The following is a 22409-nucleotide window of genomic DNA, read 5'->3' on the forward strand; positions in this document are numbered from 1 at the left end:
TATCCGGCGAAGCGGCCGCCGGGATCAAGAGGGGTGGGCTCGGGAGGAGCGGAGCCGCCCTTCGGCGCGGGCCGAGGCGGCCATATGGGCGAGGCCCTCGGCGAGGCCGATCCGCGGCTCCCAGATGGCGGAAGGCGGCGCGGGCAGCGCCGGGTCGGCGCTCCAGTCCGCGTGCAGAATCTCGCGCGCTTTCCCGGGGGTGAGCATGCCGGCGGCGCCGGTCAGGCGCGCCGCCGCGCCGCCGCACGCGCCGAGAAGCCGGAGCGCGGTCGCCGGCAGGCGGATGGCGCAGGGGGCGCGGCCGAGCGCCATCGCGGCGGTTCGCGTCAACTCCGGCCACGAATAGCCGCTCCGCCGCGCGTCCGTCAGCTCATGCGTCGCGCCGCCGCCCGGGCGCTCCGCGAAGGCGGCGATCGCGGCCCCGGCGTCACGCGCGTCGATCATCGTCACCCGCGCGCCGGCGCCGTTCAGCATCAGTTGCACCGGCGCATCCGCCAGCTTCAGCACTTTCAGGCTCTCGAGATCGTGCGCGCCGTAGATCGCCGCGGGGCGCAGAATGCGCCAGTCGCCGCCGGCGCCGAGCGCGGCGAGGCGATCTTCCCCGGCCCGCTTCGACGCGGCGTAGGCGGACAGCCCGGGCTCGCGCGCCGCCATGGAGGAGATGAGGATGAAGCGCGCGTCCGGCGCATGAGCGCGCCACGCCCGCGCCAGCGCCGCCACGCCCTCCACGTTCGCGGCCATGAAGGCGGCCTTGCTCCCGGCCTTCACCAACCCGGCCATGTGGATGACGACGTCCGCGCCGCCGACAAGCCGGTCGAGCGCGCCGGGGTCGGAAAGAGCGCCGGGAATGATCTCGATCGGCCATTCCGCCAGTTCGGGAAGATCGGGCGCGCGCCGAACCAGCATCCGGACCCGCCAGCCTCGCGCCGCCAGCGCCGCCGCCGCGTGGCGGCCAAGGAACCCGGTTCCGCCGGTCAGGGCGGCGATTCGACTCACGCTGATGAGGCCGACGCCGCCCCCGACAGGTCGAAAAGCCCATCGAGATACATCCGCCGCGCCTTCGCCCGGCTCAGTTTCCCGGAGGAGGTGCTGGGCAATTCGCCGTTTCGCGCCAACGCGATCTGCGCCTCCACGCCATGCGCTTCGCGCACCGCGCCATGCACCTCGACGCGGAGCGCCTCGCGCCGGGCCGCGTCGCGGAAGCGGCATTCGACGACGACGATGATCTGCTCTTCAATCCGGGGCCCGCTGTCGTCGGGCGTCACCGCGAAGGCGGCGGCGCCTCCCTCGCGGATATGTTCGACACGGTTCTGGATCGTCCATTCAAGATCCTGCGGCCAGATGTTGCGGCCGTTGACGATCATCAGATCCTTGGCGCGGCCGGTGATGACGATCTGCCGGTCGCGCTCCGTCGGCGTGAGATAGCCGAGATCGCCCGTGTCCAGCCACCCATCGGAGAGGCAAGCCGCGGTCTGCTCGGGATCGCCGAAATATTCGCGCATCAGGCTTGGCCCGGAGGCGAAAATCCGGCCGACCCGGCCATCCGGAAGCGGGACGCCGTTCTCATCGCGGATTTCGATCGCGTGGCCGCTGAGCGCGGGGCCGCACAGCGCGAAATCGCGCGCCTTGGCGCCCGGCGTCGCGGGCTTCGCGACCATGTCGCGCTCCAGCGCGTCAAGGTCGAGCCGCGCCGTGCGCAGCCCCTGACCGAGCGGCGAGAAGGACAGCGCCAGCGTGGTCTCCGCCATGCCGTAGGAGGGCGTGAAGGTTCCGGCGTCGAAGTTCGCGTCGGCGAAGGCGCGGGCGAAGGCGCGGATGACCGGCGCCTTGATCATGTCCGCGCCGATGCCGGCGACGCGCCAGCTCGACAGATCGAGCCCTTCCGGCGCCCGGCCCCGCGCCCGGCGAAGGGCCAGATCATATCCGAGAGTCGGGCCGAAGGTGATGGTGCCGCGATTCCTGTCGATCAGCTCCAGCCAGAGCAGGGGCCGGCGGATGAAATCCCTGGTCGCGATGTGATCGGTCGAAAGCTGTGTCGCGATCGGCGTGAGAAAACAGCCGACCAGGCCCATGTCATGGTAAAGCGGCAGCCAGCTCACGCCCCGGTCGTCCGACCGCAGATTCAGCCCGTGCGCGGCGATGGCGTGAAGATTGGCCATCATCGAGCGATGCGTCACCGCGATGCCCTTGGGAGAGCTGGTGGTGCCGGAGGAGAACTGGAGATAGGCGAGATCGTCCGGGTTGGCGGCCGGCGTGGGGACCGTTCCGCCTGCGACGGCCGGAAGCTCATCGAGCTTGCCGCAGAACAGAAGGTCGACCTCCGCCATCGCTTCCGCGACCCACTGCGCGTATTCGCCGGGGGTGATCACCGCGCGCGCGCCGGCGACGGCGACGATCCGGCGGAGCTGATCATTGTAATCTTCGCGGCCGCTGAAGGCGACGGGCAGCGGCAACGGGGCGGGCGCGAGCCCCGCGAGCATGGCGCCGGCGAAGGCGCGTGCGAAATCGCCCTCCGTTTCGGCGAGAACCGCGACCCGGTCGCCGGGAACGAGGCCAAGCGCGAGAAACCGCCCCGCGACGTCGAGAGCGTCGTCGTATAATTGTCGATAGGTCAGGACTTCGGCGATTTCGCCGTGGCCATTGTAAAACGTGAATCCGGTCGCGCCGGTGGCCGCATACGCGAGCGCTTCCGCGAAATTCGCGAAATCAGCCTGTCGCAGCGGCAGGCCGCTCTCGGTCGGAGCCGGAGTGGGTATATCTGCTTCGACCTGCATATCTTTGTCTTGCGGCCGTTCTTTCGGTCATGCGGCGATCAGGGGATGGCGTCTAGCACTTTCATCCGCGAGGCGGAAGCCCCGCGCCCGAAGGCTTTTTCGAAACGCGCCGCCGCGCGTGACGAGCAGGCCCGCCGGCCCCGCGACTCGCCGCCCGGTTGCGGCCGCGCGCAAGGCCGTCCCGGTCAATTTCTCGTGGGGCGAAACGTGGTCTGAACGTCCCATACGGCTCCCGCATGACGGTGGAGGAAAATATTTGGCCGCCCCCATCCCGCGTGCTAGCTTCCGCCGGCGCGTCAGCTGGGGGAGACAACCGCATGATCACTGTTTTCGGGCGGGCCACGTCCTCCAATGTGCAGATCGTCATGTGGACCCTGGCGGAGCTTGGCCTGACCGCCGAACGGCTTGATTACGGCCATAGCTATGGCGGGATCGACACGCCGGAATTCCTGGCGATGAATCCGAACGGGCTGGTGCCGGTGCTGAAGGACGGCGACCTCACGTTGTGGGAGAGCGCGGCGATCCTGCGGTATCTGGCGGCGCGTTACGGCGACGCCGCGTTCTGGCCGCGCGACCCGGCGGCGCGCGCGCCGCTCGACATGTGGGCGGAGTGGTGCCGGACGACGCTGGCGCCGGCCTTCAACTACGGCGTTTTCTTCCCGTTGGTCCGGAACCCGCCTTCGACGCGGGATCAGGCGAAGATCGACCACGCGATCGAGACGCTGAAGCCGGTGATGCGCCGGCTGGACGCCCGGATCGGCGCCGGGCCGTGGATGGCGGGCGAGACCTTCACCTTCGCCGACGTCACGGTCGGAAATCTTCTCTATCGCTATCAGACGGTGGATTTCGACAAGGCCGAAACCCCGGCGGTGGACGCCTATTACGCGCGGCTCGTCGCGCGCCCCGCTTACGCCGAGCATGTGATGGTCTCCTATGAGCCGTTGCGCGCGGTCGGCGGCTGAGCGGGGGGCGACGGAGGGCGCCCATGTCTGCCCCGGCTCGCCGGTCCGAACGCCCGGCGCTCCCCTCCGGCCGACGGCCATCGTCGCTCCGCCCGGGCGTCAGAGCGACAGATGAGCGCGGCGATGACGGACGGTTGAGGACCCGGTGCAGAAACCGCTTTTTCTCACCCGGCTTGCAGCCTAGGATCGCGTATGAACATCCGACACCTTCGCACCCTTCTCGCTGTCGTCGAGCGTGGATCGTTTGCGGCGGCGGGCGAGTCCGTCGGCGTATCGCATTCCGCAGTCAGCCTTCAGATCAAGGGGCTGGAGGAGGAACTCGGCGTCGCGCTGTTCGATCGCTCCAAGCGCCCGCCCGCGCCGACCGCGCGGGGGCGGGCGCTGGCCGGGCACGCCCGCAAGACGCTCGAATATTTCGACGCCGCCCGCGCTGTCGCGACGGGGGAACTGGTCCACGGGCGCCTCACCGTCGGGGCGGTGCCGACGACGCTCTCCTCCATCCTGCCGCCTGCGCTGGCGACGCTGAGGGACCGCCACCCGGAAATTCGGGTGGAGATCCGCTCGGACAGCTCCGCCGGGCTGGCCACGCGCCTGCAGCGCGGGGAGCTGGACATTGCGATCTGCACCCGTCCGGACCCATCGCCGCCCGGGCTCGAATGGCGGCGGGTCGCGACCGAGCCCTTCGCGGTGATCGCGCCCGCCCACGCCGCCGGCGCGACCGATGCGGAGCTTCTGACGACGCTTCCCTTCATCTGGTTCAATCGCAAGACCTGGGCCGGGCGGGGGATAGACGCGGAGCTGAATCGGCGCCGTATCGTGGTCACGTCGGATATCGAGATCGACTCGCTCGACGCGATCGCCTCTCTGGTCGGGGCGGGGCTCGGCGTCTCGATCGTGCCGATCTGCAAGGGGGCGCGGCCGTTTCCGCCGCGCATCCGATCGCTGCCCTTTGGCGATCCGCCCTATTGCCGGGAGATTGGCGCTCTCGTCGCCCCTGATGGCGCCCCGGCGGCGTTGATCGAGACGTTTCTGAACGCGCTTCGCGCCGTATAAGATGCCGTATAAGATCGGGCGCGATTACGTAGATGTTTTGATTATATCGCTTTCATGAGTTTCCCTTGAGGAATACTCTTCTCGCGGTTTTGTGAACTCCGAGGAGAGAGACATGTATGACGCGGAAAACGGGCGTGGTCCCTGGTTCACGCTGAGCGAGGGGCAGGCCCGGCTCCAATCGCGCGCGCGCCGGCTCGCCGAGGAGATCGCGGCGCCGCAGGCCGCGGAGGCGGACCGCGCCGAAAGCTATCCCTGGAAAGTGGTCGAGGCGCTGACGGCCGGCGGCTTCATGGGGCAGACGGTGCCGGCCGATCTCGGCGGGAGCGGCAGAAGCTACTTCGACACCGTGCTCGTGATCGAGGAGCTGGCGCGCGTGTGCGGCGTCTCCGGCCGGATCGTGGTCGAAGGCAACATGGGCGCGGTCGGCGCGATCCTCGCTTACGGGACGCCGGAGCAGAGACGGCTGGCGGCGGAGCATGTTCTCTCCGGCGACAAGCCGGCGATCTGCATCACCGAACCCGGCGCCGGCAGCGCCGCGACGGAAATGACGACCACCGCGCGCCGCGACGGCGATTCATGGGTGCTCGACGGGCGCAAGCACTGGATCACCGGCGGCGGGATCTCCCGGCTTCATCTCATCTTCGCGCGTGTGATCGACGGCGGGGAGGATCTGGGGATCGGCGGCTTCATCGCGCTTTCGGGCGAGGAGGGGCTGAAGATCGGCGCGCGCGAGCCGACCATGGGGCTCCGCGGCATTCCCGAGACCGAGGTGATCTGCGAGGGGCTGCGCCTCGCGTCGGACCGGATTCTTCTGCCGCCGGAGGGGATCCGGCGCGGTTTCGCCGCGCTGATGGACGCCTATAACGCGCAGCGCGTCGGCGCCGCGACGGTCGCGCTCGGCATCGCGCAGGGCGCGTTCGATGTCGCGCGGGCGTACCTGAAGACGCGCGAACAGTTCGGCCGGCCGCTGGCGGAGTTCCAGGGGCTGCAATGGATGCTGGCGGAGATGGCGGTGAAGCTCGACTCGGCGCGGATGATGGTCTGGCGCGCGGCGCTTTCGGCCGAAACGCGGGCCGGCGGCTTCCCCGATCCGTTGCTGGCGGCGCAGGCGAAAATCGCGGCGTCGGAGATGGCGGTCGAGGTCACCAACGCGGCGCTTCAGCTGCATGGCGCGGCCGGGTACAGCCGACGCAACCCCCTGGAGCGCATGGTGCGGGACGCACGCATGTTCACAATCGGGGGAGGAACCGGACAGATGCTTCGGAATCTGATCGCCGGGCGCATATTGGATATGAAGACCCCGCAAGGACGCGGCGCGTATGCGCCGAAATGACCGAAGGACGCATGATGAGAGATGGCGCGGAGCCAGGCGCGGCGACAGCCTCCGATGTGATCGCGACCCGCCTGGCGGAGGCGGGGTGTCGGCATGCGTTCGGCATCCCGGGCGGCGAGGTGCTCGCGCTGATGGGGGCGCTGGGGCGCGCCGGGCTCCAGATCACGCTGGTGAAACATGAGAACGCGGGCGGGTTCATGGCCGAAGGCGCCTGGCGCGCCACGGGGGCGCCGGGCGTTCTTTTCGCCACCATCGGCCCGGGCGTCGTCAACGCCGCCACGGCCATCGCCAACGCCTGGCAGGAACGCGTTCCGCTGATCGTGCTGACCGGGAGCGTCCCGGCGGCGGAGGCGCTGACCTACACCCATCAGGTGTTCGACCATGTGCGTTTTCTGGAGCCGATCTCGAAGGCGGCGATCCGGGTCGAGGCGGGCGCCGCCGCCGTCGCCATCGACAAGGCGCTGAAGATCGCGACCTCGGGGCGCCCCGGCCCCGTCATCCTCGATGTGCCGATCGACGTGCAGCGGGAGGCGCCGGCGGCGTATCATCGCTCTCGCCACGCGCCGGACGCGCCGATGGCGCCGGCGGGCGACGCGCTGGAGACGGCGCGCTCCTGGCTGGCGGAGGCGGAGCGGCCGCTGGTCGTCGCCGGGCTCGATGTCCTGACGCAGCGCGCGGGCGGCGCGGTGGAGGCGTTCTGCCGCCGTCACCAGGCGCCGGTGATCGCAACCTACAAGGCGAAGGGCGTGATGCCGGAGGCGGATCCGCTGGCGCTGGGCGGCGCCGGGCTTTCGCCGGTGGCCGACGGGGAGCTGCTGCCGCTGGTCGAAGCCTCGGATTGCGTCATTCTCGCCGGATACGACCCGATCGAGATGCGGATCGGCTGGCGCGACGCGTTCGGTCCGGCGCAGCGGGTGATCGACATCGCCGCCGCGCCCAACACCCATTACATGCATCAGGCGCCGCTGAACTTCATCGGCGATGTGGCGGCGTCGCTCGCCGCGCTGTCGGCGGATGTGGCGCCGCGCGCGACCTGGCCGGACGGGGCGCCCGCCGCGGTGAAGGCCCGGCTCCACGCGCTTTTCCGGCGGGACGAATCATGGGGCCCGGCGGCGGTGGTGGACGAGACCCGGCGCGCCTCGCCGCCGGGCGCCGTGGCCGCCATGGACAGCGGCGCGCATCGGATCGTCGCCTCGCAGGTGTGGGAGAGCGACCACCCCGGCGGCGTTCTCCAGTCCACCGCGCTCTGCGCCATGGGGGTCTCGGTCCCGCTCGCCATCGGGCGGAAGCTGGCGGAGCCGGGCCGCGCCGTCGTCGCCTTCGTCGGCGACGCCGGCCTGGAGATGGGGCTCGGCGAGTTGGCGACGGCCCGTGATCTCGGGCTGGGCCTGCCGGTGGTCGTCTTCGTCGACGGGCAACTCGGGCTGATCGAGCTGAAGCAGCGCGGCATGGGGATGGAGCCGCTCGGCGTCGAATTCCCGGGAACGGATTTCACCGCCGTCGCGAATGCGATGGGCGGCGTCGGCGTCACCGTCGCCGACCGCGCCGCGCTCCGCGCCGCGGTGGCGGCGGCGTATCGACGAGACACCTTCACTCTTATCTCGGCGATGATCGGAAGGAACGCATATGACGGACGGATCTGAGACTGGAGCATGTTTTCGCGGCGGGGCCGACCCGCGCGGCGCCCCCCTCTCCTACGCGCATCCCGACGCGGTGGAGGGGCTGGAGCGGGCGCTGGAGATGTCCCTCGCCTTTCGCGGGGACGCGATCGCGGAGATCGACGCGGTCCTCGCCAATCACCCCGAGTTCATCATGGGTTGGCTCTTCAAGGCGGGTTGGCTGACCCAGGCGATGGAGACGCGGATCTACGCCGACATGACGGCGGCGCTCGCGGAGGCGGAAAAACTGGCGGGCCGCGCCAATGAGCGCGAGCGCGGCCATCTCGCCGCGGTGCGCGCCTGGGTCAGGGGCGATTTTTTCGGCGCGGTGCAGGAATGGGAAAAGGTTCTCGTCGCCTGCCCGATGGATCTTTTCGCCCTGGAGCTCGTGCATTTGACCAATGTTCTTCTCGGCGACGTCGTCGGGCAGCGCGATGTGGTGGCGCGGGTTTTCAACCTTTGGGACGAAAGCATCCCGGGATACGAATTCGTGCTCGGCTTCTACGCCTTCGGGCTGGAGGAGAACCGGGATTTCGCGTTGGCGGAGGAAATGGGCCGCCGCGCGCTCGCCATCCGGCCGGACAATCCATATGCGGTGCACGCCGTCTCCCATGTGATGGAGATGAACGGGCGGCAGGCGGGCGGCGTCCGCTTCATGAAGGAGAACGAGTCGCGTTGGGGCGACTCGAATTTCTCGAACCATCTCTGGTGGCACACGTCGCTTTTTCATCTCGATATCGAGGAGACGGAGCAGGTCGTCGGGATCTACGACGCGCATCTCAGCTCCGAGGGGAAGGCGGGCGACCGGTATGAGGAGTTGGACGCCGCCGCGTTGCTCTGGCGGCTCAATCTCACCGGGGTCGATGTCGGTCAGCGCTGGCGCCATCTGGCCGACAAATGGGAGCCGGCGGCGCAGGACACGCTCTACGCGTTCAACGACGTCCATGCGATGATGGCCTTCGTCTCCGACGACCGCAAGGATGCGCAGCGCGCGCTCCTGACCGCGAATGAGCGCTATGTCGAAAGCGCGTCCGACGCCAACGCCGCGATCAGCCGGGAGATCGGGATGCCGTTCTGCCTCGCGATTCAGGATTTCCAGGCGGAGCGCTACGGCGCCTGCGTCGACCGGCTGCTTCCGGTTCGCTACATGACGCACCGGCTCGGCGGCAGTTACGCGCAGCGCGATGTGATCGGCTGGACGCTGGTGGAGGCGGCGCTTCGCGCGCGGCGCTTCGACCTCGCGCTCGGTCTCGCAAACGAGCGGACGGCGCTGAAGCCGACCTCGGCCCAGAACTGGCGCTGCGTCGCGCGGGCGTTCCGCGGACTGGGGGACAAGGGCCGGGCGGACCGGGCCGAGGCCAAGGCGCTGTCGCTGATCGCGACCTGACTCCGCGTCGGGGCCGCGGGGGGGCGGATCAGCCCTCCTTCGGCCCATCGGCCGGGCGGATCGCCGTCATGATGTAGTTGACCCGAAGATTTCCCGCGCTCAACCGCCATCCGCCGCGCGTCAGGTCGGGAACCATGCCCTTCGCGTCGACCACATCGAGCCCGGCGGCCGCCAGCAGCGCCTCCAGCTCGTCCGGCGTCGGGAATTTGCGCCAGTCATGGGTGCCTCGCGGCAGCCAGCGGAGAATGTGTTCGGCGCCGACGATGGCGGCGGCGTAGCTTTCCGGCGTGCGGTTCAGCGTCGAGAGGATCGCCATGCCGCCGGGGCGCAGCAGCGCGCCGAGCGCCGCGGCGAAGGCGGCCGGGTCCGCCACATGCTCGACGATTTCGAGCGCGAGAACGACATCGTACCGCGCGCCCCGCGCCGCCGCGTCCTCAGCCAGCTCCGCCCGATAGTCGATGTCGAGCCCGCCCGCCGCGGCGTGGGCGCGCGCGACGGCGAGGCTTTCCTCCGCCGCGTCGAAGCCGGCGACGGCGGCGCCGAGCCGCGCCATCGGCTCCGCCGTCAGCCCGCCGCCGCAACCGATATCCGCGATCGCGAGCCCGTCGAACGGGCGCCGGGCGCGCAGGTTGCGGCCGAATTCCGCGGCGATCTGCCCGGCGATGTAGTCGAGCCGGCACGGATTCATGGCGTGAAGCGGGCGGAACTTGCCGTCCGGATCCCACCATTCGGCGGCCATCGCCTCGAATTTCGCGATTTCGGCGGCGTCCGCTGTTCCGCTGATGGACAATTTCGGCTCCCGGTATAGGCTTCCTTGCATCTTCGCCCTAGAACATGGAGCAATGAAGGGCAATCGCAACGACACCAGGGACCCGATGACCCCGCCTCGCCGCTCGCTATATCCGCCGCTCGAGCCATTCAACAGATTCCGGATGGAGGTGCCCGGCGGCCATGACATCTATGTGGAGGAGTGCGGCGCGAAGGACGGGCGCCCCGTCGTCGTTCTGCATGGCGGACCGGGCGGCGGCTGCAGCCCGGGAATGCGCCGTTATTTCGACCCGGAATTCTGGCGGATCATCCTTTTCGATCAGCGCGGCTGCGGCCGCTCGCGCCCCCACGCCAGCGTGGAGCGGAACACGACCTGGGATCTGGTCGAGGATATCGAGGCGATCCGCCGGCGCATCGGCGTTGATCGGTGGACCGTTTTCGGCGGCTCCTGGGGCTCGACGCTGGCGCTGATCTATGCGGAGACCTACCCGAAACGGGCAGCGGAGCTGATTCTCCGCGGTGTGTTCCTGATGACGCAGCGTGAGCTCGACTGGTTCTATGGCGGCGGCGCGTCGGCGTTCTGGCCCGACCTCTGGGACGAGTTCCTGCGCCCGATTCCCGAGGCGGAGCGCGGCGACCTGATCGGCGCCTATCACAAGCGGCTGATGGGCGGAGACCTTTCGGTGCAGACCGAATGCGCGCGGATCTGGGCGCGGTGGGAAGGGGCGACCGCGACCCTTCGCGCGGATGACGACGCGGCCCCGGGCTATGCGGCGGCCTCTTACGCGCGCGCGTTCGCCCGGATCGAATGCCATTATTTCCAGAACCGGGGGTTCCTGGCCGAAGACGGACAGATCCTTCGGGATATCGGCCGGATTCGCGATATTCCGGGGGTAATCGTGCAGGGGCGCTATGACATGATCTGCCCGCCGCGTTCGGCGTTCGAGCTGCACCGGGCCTGGCCCGGATCGAGGCTCAAGATGATCGGAAACGCGGGGCACGCCCTCTCGGAGCCCGGAATCACAGCCGAGCTGATCGCGGCCACGGATATGGCGCGTCTGCGGACGCTGGCGGCCGAATAGGGACGGAAGAGTATCGACGGCTTCGCGGCGCCCGCGCCCGTCAGGCGTCGATCCGGGCCCGGAGCGCCGCCAGCGCCTCCTCGTCGGCCGGCGCGACCGGCGCGACCAGGGAGCGGCAGAGCCGCGCTTCGGACGAGAGGATCAGGCCGTCTTCAAGCGCCTTCAGATGATTCGCCTGCAAGGTCTCGCCGGATGAGGTGATGTCGATGATCGCTTCGGCGGTCAGGTTCAGCGGCGTCGCTTCGGTCGCGCCCTGACTGTCCACAAGGCGGTAATCGGCGACGCCGCGCCGGGTGAGGAACGCCCGCGCGAGGTTGTGATATTTCGTGGCGATGCGAAGCCGGCAGCCATGGCGACGGCGGAATCCCGCCGCCGCGGCGTCGAGGTCATGCGTCGTCTCGACGTCGACCCAGACGGCGGGAACCGCGACGATCAGGTCGGCGTGGCCGAAACCCAGCGGGCGCCCAAGGTCGATCTTCGTCTCCCAGCCGGGGATCTTCTCGCGCACGAGGTCTTCGCCGGTGACGCCGAGATGGATGCGCCCGGCGGCGAGCTCGCGCGGGATTTCGGCGGCGGAGAGAAGCGCGAGCTCGACCCCGTCGACGCCGATGACGCTCCCGGCGTATTCGCGCCCGGCTTCCGCGCGCTCGATCCGGACCCCGCGCGCGGCGAGCCAGGCGACGCTCGCCTCCTGCAGGCGCCCCTTGGAGGGAAGGCCAAGCTTGATGCTCATGCGTCCGCTCCCGCCGCCAGCAGCGCCTCGGGGCGCACCATGCCGCCGACCGCCGGCGCCTCCGCGCCCGCGCCGAGGATCGCGGTCAGCGCGTCGTAGCGGCCGCCGCCGCCAAGCGGGGGAAGGCCGGGGCGCGGGCTTCTGAATTCGAAAACGAACCCGTCATAATATTCGAGCCCGCGCCCGAAGGCGGCGTCGAAGGGCAGGGCGCCGGCGTCGACGCCCCGCGCCTCCAGCGCGTCGAGGCGCCGCTCCATCCGGTCGAGCGCGGAGCGCATCGGCGCGAGGTTCATGGCCCGGAGGCGCGCCAGCGCGGCGTCGGAGCGCCCCTTCACGGCCAGAATCGCTTCGATCAGGGCCTTTTGCTCATGTGGGAGCGGCGGCGCGGCGGCGTCTTCGGCCAGGGCGTCGAGCCGGGCGAGGATCTCCGATTCCTCCCGCAGGCCGACGAAGCGACCGGCGCCGGCGATGGCGGCGCGGCGCTCCTCCGGTCCGGCGGCGAGAAGCGCGGCGCGGGTGGTGGAGGGTTTCGGCGGCGCGGCGAAGCGCTCCAGAAGCTCCTGAAACCGCGCCGGGCGCCAGACATGACGGCGGAGCGCGGCGCGGCGCGGCTCCGTCGTCTCGATCGCGGCGATGGCGGCGAAGATGACGCCGAGATCTCCGGTGACTGGCGCGGCGTCCACGCCCTCCAGGGCCGCGGCGATCAGGGTGTAGACCTCCGCCTCCTCCGCCGCCGGGTCGGCGCCGCCGATCACTTCGATCCCGGCCTGAAGATATTCGCTCGGCCGGTCGGCGCCGGGCGGTTGCCGACGCCAGACCAGCCCCTCATAGGCGTAGCGCGCGGGGGCGGCGTGGCCCTCCATGTGGAGGCGCGCGACCGGCACCGTGAAATCCGGGCGCAGCGCCAATTCGCCCGCGGTTGGATCATGGACGATGAAGGCGCGCGCGCGAATATCCTCGCCGTAGAGGTCGAGGAGAAGATCGGCGGGCTGGAGCGTTTCAGGCTCCACCCGCGCCGCGCCCGCGTCTATGAGGCGCGCCATGATCCGGGCGCGAAGCGCCGAGAGGCGGTCCAGATCCACGCCGATCCTGCCGCCGGGGAGATAGGCGCGCGCCGCCGCCATGTCAGACGCCGCGCGCCAGCATCGCGCGCACCGCGTCGACGAGCCCGGCGCGCGGCGCCTCGATCTGGGCGGGCTGCGCCTTCCATTCCTCGTTCGTCTCGATCTCGGCGGCGAGCCGCGCGCCGAGGGCGAGATCCTTCAGCTGGACGATTCCGGCGGCGCGTTCGTCCCCGCCTTCGATGATCGCGACGGGCGCGCCGCGCTTGTCGGCGTATTTCAGCTGTTTCGCCATGTTGCCGCCGCCGAGGAACATTTCGGCGCGGATGCCGGCCTGCCGCAATTCGGCGGTCATCGCCTGATACTCGGCGAGCCGATCCTTCTCCATCACCGTGACCAGAACCGGGCCGGGCGCCTCGGCGCCGGCGCCGCGTTTCGCCTGAAGCGCTGCGAGCAGCCGGTCGACGCCGATGGAGACGCCGGTGGCCGGCACCCGCTGGCCGGTGAAGCGCATCACCAGATCGTCATAGCGCCCGCCGCCGGCGACGGAGCCGAACTGGCGCTTGCGGCCTTTCTCGTCGGTGATCTCGAAGGTGAGCTCGGCCTCATAGACCGGGCCGGTGTAATAGCCGAGGCCGCGGACGACGGAGGGGTCGATCCTCGCGCGGTCGGCGTAGCCCGCCGCCAGCAGCGAAGAGATCGCCTCCAACTCATCGACCCCTTCGAGACCGGTCTTCGATTCCGAGACGAGGTCGCGGAGGCGCGCGCAGGTCGCGGCGCCGGTATCCCGCTCCGCAGCGACGAAACCCATCACGATCTCGATCTGCCCGGCGCCCAGCCCCGCGCCCTCGGTGAAATCTCCGCTCTCATCCTTCCGGCCCTGGCCAAGGAGGGCCCGAACGCCGTCCGGCCCCAGCCGGTCGAGCTTGTCTATCGCCCGGAGAACCACGCCGCGCGCCGCTTCACCGGCGTCCGGCGCGGCTGGATCCAGCAGGCCGACCACCTCCATCACCCCGTTCAGAACCTTGCGGTTGTTGATCCGGATCACGTAATCGCCGCGCGCGATGCCGACCGCCTCCAGCGCATCGGCCAGCATCATGCAGATTTCCGCGTCGGCGGCGGGGGAGGCGGAGCCGACCGTGTCCGCGTCGCATTGATAGAACTGCCGGAAGCGGCCCGGCCCCGGCTTTTCATTGCGCCAGACCGGCCCGACCGCGTAGCGCCGATAGGGCGTCGGCAGGGCGAGATGATTCTGCGCGTAGAACCGCGCGAGCGGCGCGGTGAGGTCGTAGCGGAGCGCCATCCACGCCTCGTCCTCATCCCGCCAGGCGAAAACGCCCTCGTTCGGCCGGTCGACATCGGGCAGGAACTTGCCGAGCGCGTCCAGCGTCTCCACGGCGGAGGTCTCCAGCGGATCGAACCCGTAGCGATGATAGACGTCGGTGATCGCGGTCAGCATCGCGTCGCGTTCCGTCACGTCCGCGCCGGCGTAGTCGCGAAAGCCGCGCGGCGTCTCCGCCTTCGGGCGGCGGGGTTTCTGGATCTTGGCCATGGGGCACCCGGGGCTGGTTCGTCGCGCCGGGGATAACGGATGCCCGGACCGATGCCAAGCGGGGCGGCCTTGGCATTCGTGAGCGACAGGCTAGGCTCTCGCCAAAGCGGGAGAGGCGGCATGGCGCGGGCGAGGAACATTCTTTTCATCATGTTCGATCAGTTGAGATGGGATTATCTCTCCTGTTACGGGCATCCGCACCTGAAAACCCCAAATCTGGATCGTCTGGCGGCGCGGGGGGTGCGGTTCACGCGGTGTTATGTTCAGTCCCCGGTTTGCGGCGCCTCGCGGATGTCCACCTATACCGGGCGGTACGTGCACTCCCATGGCGCGAGCTATAACAATTATCCGCTGAAGGTCGGCGAGGAGACGCTGGGCGATCATCTCCGGAAGATCGGCGTCGAGTGCTGGCTGGTGGGCAAGACCCACATGAAGGCGGATGCGGAAGGGATGCGCCGGCTCGGGCTCGCGCCCGACAGCGTGATCGGCGCCCGCGTCGCGGATTGCGGGTTCGACGCCTTCGTGCGCGAGGATGGGCTGATCGGCGAAGGGCCGGCGGGGCTCTACGATGAAAAGCCCTCCCCCTATAACGAATATCTGAACGCCAAGGGCTATGGCGGGCGCAACCCCTGGCATGATTTCGCCAATTCGGGCGTGACCCCGGAGGGCGAGATCGCCTCCGGCTGGTTGACGAAGAACGCCGGGCTTCCCACGCATATCCATGAGGAAGACTCGGAGACGCCATGGCTCACCGACCGGGCGATCGAATTCATGAAGGCGCGACAGGGCGGCGCGCCCTGGGTCTGTCATCTCTCGTATATCAAGCCGCACTGGCCCTATATCGCGCCCGCGCCCTACAACGCCATGTATGGGCCGGAGCATGTCGCGCCGCCGATCCGCGATGAACGCGAGCGTCAGAACCCCCATCCGATCTACGGCGCCTTCATGAGCAACCAGATCGGCCGCACCTTCAGCCGCGAGGGCGTGCGGGAGACGGTGATCCCCGCCTATATGGGGCTGATCAAGCAATGCGACGACCAGATGGGCCGGCTTTTCGCATGGATGGAGCAAACCGGCGCGATGGAGGAGACGATGATCGTCGCGACCTCCGATCATGGCGATTATCTAGGCGATCACTGGCTGGGCGAGAAGGATCTCTTCCATGAGCAATCGGTGAAGGTTCCGCTGATCATCCATGACCCGTCGCCCGAGGCCGACCGAACCCGCGGCGCGGTCTGCGAGGAGCTGGTCGAGCAGATCGATCTCGCGGCGACATTCATCGACCATTACCGCGCCGCGGTTCCCGATCATGTCCTCGAGGGCCGCTCGCTGACGCCGTTCCTGCGGGGCGAGACGCCGGAGTGGCGTGATTTCGCTGTCAGCGAATACGATTATTCGATCTCGCCCATGGCCGGCGCGCTCGGCGTCGCGCCGCGGGATGCGCGGCTCTTCATGATCGCGGACAAGCGCTGGAAGTTCATCCATGCGGAGGGCGGCTTCCGGCCGATGCTTTTCGACATGGAGACCGATCCGGAGGAATATCGCGATCTTGGCGACGATCCGGAGCACGCCGACATCATCAGCATGATGTATGAGCGGCTCGCGCGATGGGCGCGGCGGCTGTCGCAGCGGACCACGATGTCGGAGGCCGCGATCGCCGCCGGGCGCGGAAAGACCGCGGAAAAGGGCATCCTGATCGGGGTTCACGACGGCGATGAATTGCCGGCGAGATATCAGGACGCCTATCGCGGCCCCGCCCGGCCGTTGCCCGACCGCGCCTGATCAGGCGATCCGGGCGAAGAACGCCGGGGGAAAGCGCGCCTCCAGAAATGCGCGGTGGCGCGCGAGATCGGCTTCGAGATGCGGGCGCAACCAGTCGGGGAGCGCGATCTCCGCGGTGCGGTTCACGCGGCGCTCCGCTTTCGGATAGGCGGCGAAGGGCGCGAGGCCGAGAAAGCGCTCCACCCGCGCCAGCACACGGCGCGGATCCGCCTTCACCTCGCCGAACGGCAGATAGAGCAGCCGCTCCGGGTCCAGTTTCGCATCCCATCGCGGGATATGATCGGCGTAATCGCTGGACGTGTAGCGCCGCGCCCCGGTCCATCGCCGGGCGAAGCTCTCGATGAACTCGGGGCTCGGCGGTTCAGGGGATTTGAACGCCAGATCCATGCGGAAATTGGAGATCGCGCGGGCGACCGGATCACGGATCAGGTAGATGAAGCGCGCGTCCGGGGCGATGGAGAGCATCTGGTCGATGGATGCGGCGGGCAGGGTGGCGTAACGCGGCGTGAATTCGCCAGTCATGCGCCCAGCGGGCCGGTGAGCGAAGACCTTCCTGTACCAGGCTTCGGTGAGGATGAAATCTTCACCGGTCAATCCTTCGAGATAGGCGACGCGTTTGCGCGCGCCGTTCGCCTTCGCGCGTTCGATCAGCGCGGCGAGCCGATTGGCGTGCCGCCGCCGCCAGTGCGGGATCGAGCCCTCGACCTGCGGGTCGAAAAAATGAAGCTCCTTGGTGAACGGCAGCCAGATGTCGGGGTGATGCGCGAGATTGGCGGCGAGCCAGCTCGTCGCCGCTTTTTGCGCGCCGATGCAGATGAAATCCGGAGTTCCCATATATGCAATTCCCGCCAACTGGGCCGCGGCGGAGCCTATGCGGCCGGCCGGCGGAGGTAAACCGCCCCGGAGGCGACGAATCCCAAGAAAAACGGGCGAAATCCGAGGTTTCGCCGGGTTGGCGGCATGACATTCCCGCGCCGCCCGGATAAGGTGCGGCGACAGAACAACAGGCGGCGGGCAGATGGCGGACGAAGAGCAGGTTCCCGAGACGTATGGCGCTGATTCCATTAAGGTTCTTAGGGGCCTTGAGGCGGTCAGGAAGCGTCCCGGGATGTATATCGGGGACACGGATGACGGCTCGGGCCTGCATCACATGGTCTACGAGGTCGTCGACAACGGTATCGACGAGGCGCTGGGCGGGTATTGCGACACGGTTTCGGTGACGCTTTACGCCGACGGCTCCGTCGGCGTGTCCGATAACGGGCGCGGCATTCCGACCGCCATACACCCGGAAGAGGGCGTGTCGGCGGCTGAGGTGATCATGACCCAGCTGCACGCCGGCGGGAAGTTCGACTCCAACTCCTACAAGGTCTCCGGCGGCCTCCACGGCGTCGGCGTTTCGGTCGTCAACGCGCTTTCGGAATGGTTGGAGCTTCGGATCTGGCGCCACGACAAGGAGCACTACGCCCGTTTCGAAGGCGGCTTCACCGTGAAACCGCTTGAGGTGGTCGGCCCCGCGAACGGGCGCAAGGGCACGGAGGTGCGCTTTCTCGCATCGCTGGAGACGTTCGCCAGCCGCGACTACGTCTTCAAGACGCTGGAGCACCGGCTTCGCGAGCTCGCATTCCTCAATTCCGGCGTGCGGATCACGCTGCGCGACGAGCGGCCGGCGGAGCCGGTGGAAGAGGAGATGATCTATGAAGGGGGCGTGCGCGAGTTCGTCCGATATATCGACCGGTCGCGCACGCCGCTGACGTCGGAGCCGATCTACGTCACCGGCGAGAAGGACGGCATCATCGTCGAGGTCGCGATGTGGTGGAACGACAGCTACCACGAGAACGTGCTGCCATTCACCAACAACATCCCGCAACGGGACGGCGGCGCGCATGTCGCCGGGTTTCGCGGCGCGTTGACCCGCACCATCAACGCCTATGCGGCGACCAGCGGCCTCGCCCGGAAAGAGAAGGTGACGCTGACCGGCGACGACGCGCGCGAGGGGTTGACCTGCGTTCTCTCGGTGAAAGTTCCCGATCCGAAGTTCTCGTCCCAGACGAAGGACAAGCTCGTCTCCTCCGAGGTCCGGCCCGCGGTCGAGAGTCTCCTCAACGAGAAGCTTTCCGAATGGTTCGAGGAGAACCCGGCGGACGCCAAGATCGTCGTCAACAAGATCGTCGAGGCGGCGGCGGCGCGCGAGGCGGCGCGCAAAGCGCGTGAACTCACCCGGCGCAAATCCGTGGTCGACGTGGCGTTTCTCGCCGGGAAGCTGAAGGATTGTTCCGAGAAGGATGCGTCGAAAACCGAGCTTTTCCTCGTCGAGGGAGACAGCGCCGGCGGCTCCGCGACGCAAGGGCGCGACCGCGCGACGCAGGCGGTTCTGCCTCTTCGCGGCAAGATCCTGAATGTGGAGCGCGCCCGCTTCGACCGGATGCTCTCCAGTCAGGAAATCGGCAACCTGGTGATGGCGCTCGGGACCGGCATCGGCCATGACGAGTTCAATATCGACAAGCTCCGCTACCACAAGATCGTGCTGATGACCGACGCCGATGTCGATGGCGCGCATATCCGCACGCTTCTGCTGACGTTCTTCTACCGGCAGATGCCGGCGTTGATCGAAGGCGGGTATCTCTACATCGCCCAGCCCCCGCTCTACAAAGTCTCGCGCGGCAAGTCCGAGGTTTATCTGAAGGATCAGAAGGAGCTGGAGGATTATCTGGTCAGGCAGGGGCTCGAAGGGGTCACGCTGCGCCTCGCGACCGGCGCGCAGATCGCCGGCGAGGATCTCCGGCGGGTCGTGGAGGAGGCGCGCGTCGTCCGCGGCGCGCTCTCCGCGTTTCCGACTCATCTGCCGCGGTTCGTTCTGGAGCAGGCGGCGATCGGCGGGGTTTTCCGCCGCCGTCCACGCGAGGAGGCGGAGGCGGGCTGGTCCGGCCAGCTTCTGCGGCTGCCGGCCGCGGAGGCCGCGACGCTGGTCGCGGCGCGGCTCGACGCGATCGCGCCCGAGACCGAACAGGGCTGGACCGGGCGCGCCGCGCAGGACGGCGGCATGATCTTCGAGCGGACCGTGCGCGGGGTGACGGAGACGCGGGTGATCGACGCCGCCGCTTGCCAGTCGGCCGAAGCGCGCCGTCTCGCGAGTTTCGCGGACGCGCTCCATGAAATCTATGAGCGGCCGGCCGTTCTGGAGCGGAAGGACCGCACATCGCCGGTCCGCTCGCCGACGGAGCTGCTCGATCTGATCCTCGCGGAAGGGGAGAAGGGGCTCAGCCTTCAGCGCTACAAGGGCCTTGGGGAGATGAACCCCGATCAGCTCTGGGAGACGACGCTGGATCCGAACGCGCGGACGCTGCTTCAGGTCAGGGTCGATCATATCGACGAGGCGAATGAAATCTTCACCACGCTGATGGGCGATGTGGTGGAGCCGCGCCGGAAGTTCATTCAGGACAACGCGCTCGACGTCGTCAATCTCGACGTCTGAGCGGGGGCTTCAGCCGCGCGAAGCGAGCGCCAACGCTTCGCGCAGCACGTCGCGCTCCCCGATATGGTTGGCGAGGATGAGAATGAGCCGCGCGTTCAGCGCGGCGCTTTCGGCTTCATCGAGACCCTTATGCGCGGCGAGCAGTTCGGCGTAGAAGCCGTCATGATCGTCGATGTTCTTCTCGCGTATCAGCGTCTTCATGCGTCGGCCCCTTTCGCTTTCGCCAGCGCGGCCGCCGCCGTCGCCGCGTCCGGCGCCGCGCGCCAGCGGGCGGCGACATGCTGGTCGGGGCGGATCAGATAGACCGCGCCCGCCGCGGCGCCGAGATAACGGGATTTCAAGGCGCCTTCGGCGTCGAGCCGAAGGCTTGCGGCCCCCGTCGGCCGGGGCGGCGCCGTATTCAGGCCGAGAAAGACGAACCCCTCGCCAAGCCGCTCCAGAAGCCAGCCCTCGCCAAGCGGCGCGTCGGGCGCGGGCCAGCCCGGCGCGGCGGAGGCCGGCAACTCCGCGTCATCCGGGCCGTTGAGCGGGGAATCTGCGTAGGCGCAGGGGCGCGACAGCCGCCCCGAGTTCACCATTTCGCGCGCAAACGGCGCCTCCGCCGCAAGCGCCAGCACCGCATCGCGGAAAAGCCGCTCCGCCCCCGGCGCCGGCGACATGAAGCGTGTGGCGCGGGCTGAATTGAGGATGTTTTCATCCGCTCCGGCGATCCGCTCCGAATCATAGGTCTGCAAAAGGCGCGCGCCAGCGTCGCCGGTCAGGGCGGCCGCGAGTTTCCAGCCGAGATTATCGACATCCTGCACGCCGCCGTTCCCGCCCCGCGCCCCGAAGGGGGAGACGACATGCGCGCTGTCGCCGACGAAGATCACGCGGTCATGGGTGAACCGCTCCAGCCGCCGGCACTGGAACGTGTAAACGGAAACCCAATCGAGCGTGAACGGGCGCCCCTCCACCACCTTCTCGATTCGCGGGATGACGTTTTCCGGCTTCCTTTCCTCTTCCGGGTCGGCGTCCCAGCCGAGTTGCAGGTCGATCCGGTAAATATCGTCCGGCTGCTTGTGAAGCAGCGCCGATTGCCCGGTGTGGAAGGGCGGCTCGAACCAGAACCAGCGCTCGGGCGGGAAATCTGCCGCCATCACGATATCGGCGATGAGGAACCGCTCCTCGAACAGCTCGCCAGCGAAATCCAGCCCCAGCAGGCTGCGAAGCGGGCTGGTCGCGCCGTCGCAGGCGAGGAGATAATCCGCCTCGATCTCGTAGACGCCGTCCGGGGTCGAGACCGTCGCCGTGGCGCACGCGTCGCTCTGGTTGACGGCGACGACGCGATTGCGAAAGCGGAGATCGATCAGGTCGGGAAAGTCCCGGCATCGCTCCACGAGAAATTGCTCGACGTAATATTGCTGAAGATTGACGAAAGCCGGCATCTTGTGCCCGCTCTCGGGGAGAAGGTCGAAGCGGAACACGTCCCTGTCGCGGTGCCGGGTGCGGCCGATTTTCCAGGTGACGCCTTTGGCGACAATCCGCTCGCCGACGCCGAGCCGGTCGAAAATCTCCAGCGTCCGCTTCGCCCAGCAGATCGCGCGGGAGCCGACCGAGACGACGTTGTTGTCGTCGAGGACGACGCACGCGACGCCACGGAGCGCGAGGTCGATCGCCATCGCGAGCCCGACCGGCCCGGCGCCGACGATGACGACCTTGTGGCGGGCTTCGGGCCTTCCGGCCAGCGGGCCGGGGGTCAGATAGGGAAATTCCCGATATTCGTATGGCACATGCGACTCGTGGTTCATGGCGGCGGCGCGGCGTCCCTAACGCATACGCGGCGTTGGGGTCATGTCAAAGCCGCTCGCGGCCTCGTCCGCAGAGCGGGATGCGGATTCACCGCTTGGCCAGCCGGATCGTCACGCCGCCATATCTGATCGAAATATAGGAAAGCAGCGCGTAGATGAACGTTATGAGCCCGAGGATCTCCAAAGGCTCCTCGACGGTGATCAACAGATCATAGGTCAGATCCCAGACGAAGCGCCCCTGATCGTTGACGTGATTGTTCATATGGCGCGCCTCAAGCATCTCAACGCCGACAGCGCCGGAGAGATATATTGCGGCGGAAGCGATCATGATGTTCCTGACCGACTTCGGAAGAGAAAACAGCCACCTGAAATACAATATGGATAGGGCGATAACCGCTATCATATATGGAATTATCCATGAGAAATAAAATACGCCGGATGCGCCAATCATATTGCGAACCGGCGTATCGAAATTTTCGTGTATCGAGGTCAGCTCATCGGCCGCCAGGAACAGGAAAATCACGCTGAGCAATATCCATAGGGCATTCATTTTCCCGGATCTCTCCAGACTCCAGATCAAAAAGGTTCCGATGGAGCAGATTAACAAAAGGGATGATGAAAACACCGATGGGACATTCCATTCATATCCGAAATGAAATAGACCGCTCAGCTTTCTGAAGATTTCGTAGTCAGTATTATAGGATAGGATCAACCCTGAGACATGGGCCGCGAACAAGGCCAGGGTGATGGCGATCAAAACCTTGATGACGTCGCCTGGATGAACGCACATCTCCACGGCCTGACGCTCTTTCCCGTCACGCTGATTGGATGAGGGAATCTTGTCCTCCGATCCTTCTGTCACAGATTGCGGCGCATGCATTTTCGGCGCCTCCCCCAATCAACGCCATGTCGTCAAATACGTGACGCGCTACCGGCCTGCGCTGGGGATCGCGCGGGAATAGACTCCGCCCACATTTCGAGATTCTACAGGGCGGCTTGCAGACG

18 protein-coding genes are annotated in these 22409 nt (G+C 67.9%); 8 read left to right on the forward strand and 10 right to left on the reverse strand.

Annotated elements, in window-relative coordinates; all coding sequences use genetic code 11:
- Positions 1 to 24: 24 nt before the first annotated feature.
- Both WG921_RS05400 and WG921_RS05405 read right to left on the reverse strand, forming a co-directional pair.
- Positions 25 to 996 (reverse strand): NAD-dependent epimerase/dehydratase family protein, encoded by a 972-nt coding sequence (locus tag WG921_RS05400; RefSeq protein ID WP_340108195.1) that lies wholly within the window; start codon positions 994 to 996, stop codon positions 25 to 27.
- Positions 993 to 2774, reverse strand: a complete 1782-nt coding sequence (locus WG921_RS05405; protein WP_340108196.1) for a fatty acyl-AMP ligase — start codon at positions 2772 to 2774, stop codon at positions 993 to 995. The genes WG921_RS05400 and WG921_RS05405 overlap by 4 nt, the downstream gene beginning before the upstream one ends.
- 317 nt (positions 2775 to 3091) lie before the next feature.
- On the opposite strand from WG921_RS05405, the gene WG921_RS05410 reads away from it, so the two are divergent.
- From WG921_RS05410 to WG921_RS05430, 5 genes are all read left to right on the forward strand, one after another.
- Positions 3092 to 3736: a glutathione S-transferase family protein gene (locus tag WG921_RS05410; protein ID WP_340108197.1), complete on the forward strand. Its 645-nt coding sequence runs from the start codon at positions 3092 to 3094 to the stop codon at positions 3734 to 3736.
- 192 nt (positions 3737 to 3928) lie between these two features.
- On the forward strand, positions 3929 to 4789 hold the full coding sequence (locus WG921_RS05415) for a LysR substrate-binding domain-containing protein (RefSeq protein ID WP_340108198.1): 861 nt from the start codon (positions 3929 to 3931) through the stop codon (positions 4787 to 4789).
- Positions 4790 to 4901: 112 nt separating this feature from the next.
- Positions 4902 to 6122, forward strand: a complete 1221-nt coding sequence (acdA, locus tag WG921_RS05420) for a 3-sulfinopropanoyl-CoA desulfinase (RefSeq protein ID WP_340108199.1) — start codon at positions 4902 to 4904, stop codon at positions 6120 to 6122.
- 14 nt (positions 6123 to 6136) lie between these two features.
- Complete coding sequence (locus WG921_RS05425; protein WP_340108200.1) at positions 6137 to 7765, forward strand: thiamine pyrophosphate-binding protein; 1629 nt, start codon at positions 6137 to 6139, stop codon at positions 7763 to 7765.
- Positions 7749 to 9167, forward strand: a complete 1419-nt coding sequence (locus WG921_RS05430; RefSeq protein WP_340108201.1) for a tetratricopeptide repeat protein — start codon at positions 7749 to 7751, stop codon at positions 9165 to 9167. The genes WG921_RS05425 and WG921_RS05430 overlap by 17 nt, the downstream gene beginning before the upstream one ends.
- A 28-nt stretch (positions 9168 to 9195) precedes the next feature.
- Here WG921_RS05430 and ubiG read toward each other — a convergent pair whose 3' ends face one another.
- Positions 9196 to 9957: a bifunctional 2-polyprenyl-6-hydroxyphenol methylase/3-demethylubiquinol 3-O-methyltransferase UbiG gene (gene ubiG / locus WG921_RS05435; protein ID WP_340108202.1), complete on the reverse strand. Its 762-nt coding sequence runs from the start codon at positions 9955 to 9957 to the stop codon at positions 9196 to 9198.
- 85 nt (positions 9958 to 10042) lie between these two features.
- Here ubiG and pip point away from each other — a divergent pair, with 85 nt between their 5' ends.
- A complete protein-coding gene (gene pip / locus WG921_RS05440) occupies positions 10043 to 11017 on the forward strand; it encodes a prolyl aminopeptidase (RefSeq protein ID WP_340108469.1) in 975 nt (324 codons plus the stop codon).
- Between the two features lie 40 nt (positions 11018 to 11057).
- Here pip and hisG read toward each other — a convergent pair whose 3' ends face one another.
- The 3 genes from hisG to hisS are packed head-to-tail and all read right to left on the reverse strand — an operon-like array spanning position 11058 to position 14363.
- Complete coding sequence (gene hisG, locus WG921_RS05445; RefSeq protein WP_340108203.1) at positions 11058 to 11750, reverse strand: ATP phosphoribosyltransferase; 693 nt, start codon at positions 11748 to 11750, stop codon at positions 11058 to 11060.
- Positions 11747 to 12874: an ATP phosphoribosyltransferase regulatory subunit gene (locus tag WG921_RS05450; RefSeq protein ID WP_340108204.1), complete on the reverse strand. Its 1128-nt coding sequence runs from the start codon at positions 12872 to 12874 to the stop codon at positions 11747 to 11749. Before WG921_RS05450 ends, hisG begins: the two co-directional genes overlap by 4 nt.
- Before the next feature lies 1 nt (position 12875).
- Positions 12876 to 14363, reverse strand: a complete 1488-nt coding sequence (gene hisS / locus WG921_RS05455; protein ID WP_340108205.1) for a histidine--tRNA ligase — start codon at positions 14361 to 14363, stop codon at positions 12876 to 12878.
- A 120-nt stretch (positions 14364 to 14483) separates the two neighbouring features.
- Between hisS and WG921_RS05460 the strand changes: the two genes are divergently transcribed.
- Positions 14484 to 16145 (forward strand): sulfatase-like hydrolase/transferase, encoded by a 1662-nt coding sequence (locus tag WG921_RS05460; RefSeq protein WP_340108206.1) that lies wholly within the window; start codon positions 14484 to 14486, stop codon positions 16143 to 16145.
- Here the strand turns inward: WG921_RS05460 and WG921_RS05465 are convergent, their stop codons facing one another.
- Entirely contained in the window at positions 16146 to 16979 is an 834-nt protein-coding gene (locus WG921_RS05465; protein WP_340108207.1) for a sulfotransferase, read from the reverse strand.
- A 184-nt stretch (positions 16980 to 17163) separates the two neighbouring features.
- Between WG921_RS05465 and gyrB the strand changes: the two genes are divergently transcribed.
- On the forward strand, positions 17164 to 19617 hold the full coding sequence (gene gyrB, locus WG921_RS05470; protein ID WP_340108208.1) for a DNA topoisomerase (ATP-hydrolyzing) subunit B: 2454 nt from the start codon (positions 17164 to 17166) through the stop codon (positions 19615 to 19617).
- 9 nt (positions 19618 to 19626) lie between these two features.
- Here the strand turns inward: gyrB and WG921_RS05475 are convergent, their stop codons facing one another.
- The 3 genes from WG921_RS05475 to WG921_RS05485 form a co-directional block, all read right to left on the reverse strand.
- Positions 19627 to 19818 (reverse strand): DUF2783 domain-containing protein, encoded by a 192-nt coding sequence (locus tag WG921_RS05475; RefSeq protein WP_340108209.1) that lies wholly within the window; start codon positions 19816 to 19818, stop codon positions 19627 to 19629.
- The gene (locus WG921_RS05480; RefSeq protein ID WP_340108210.1) at positions 19815 to 21386 is read right to left on the reverse strand and encodes an FAD-dependent oxidoreductase; all 1572 of its coding nucleotides are present in this window, start codon (positions 21384 to 21386) and stop codon (positions 19815 to 19817) included. Before WG921_RS05480 ends, WG921_RS05475 begins: the two co-directional genes overlap by 4 nt.
- Before the next feature lie 106 nt (positions 21387 to 21492).
- On the reverse strand, positions 21493 to 22284 hold the full coding sequence (locus WG921_RS05485; RefSeq protein WP_340108211.1) for a hypothetical protein: 792 nt from the start codon (positions 22282 to 22284) through the stop codon (positions 21493 to 21495).
- Positions 22285 to 22409 lie beyond the last annotated feature (125 nt).

Source organism: Paludibacillus litoralis (genome assembly GCF_037646705.1).
GTDB lineage: Bacteria > Pseudomonadota > Alphaproteobacteria > Rhodobacterales > Rhodobacteraceae > Pikeienuella > Pikeienuella litoralis.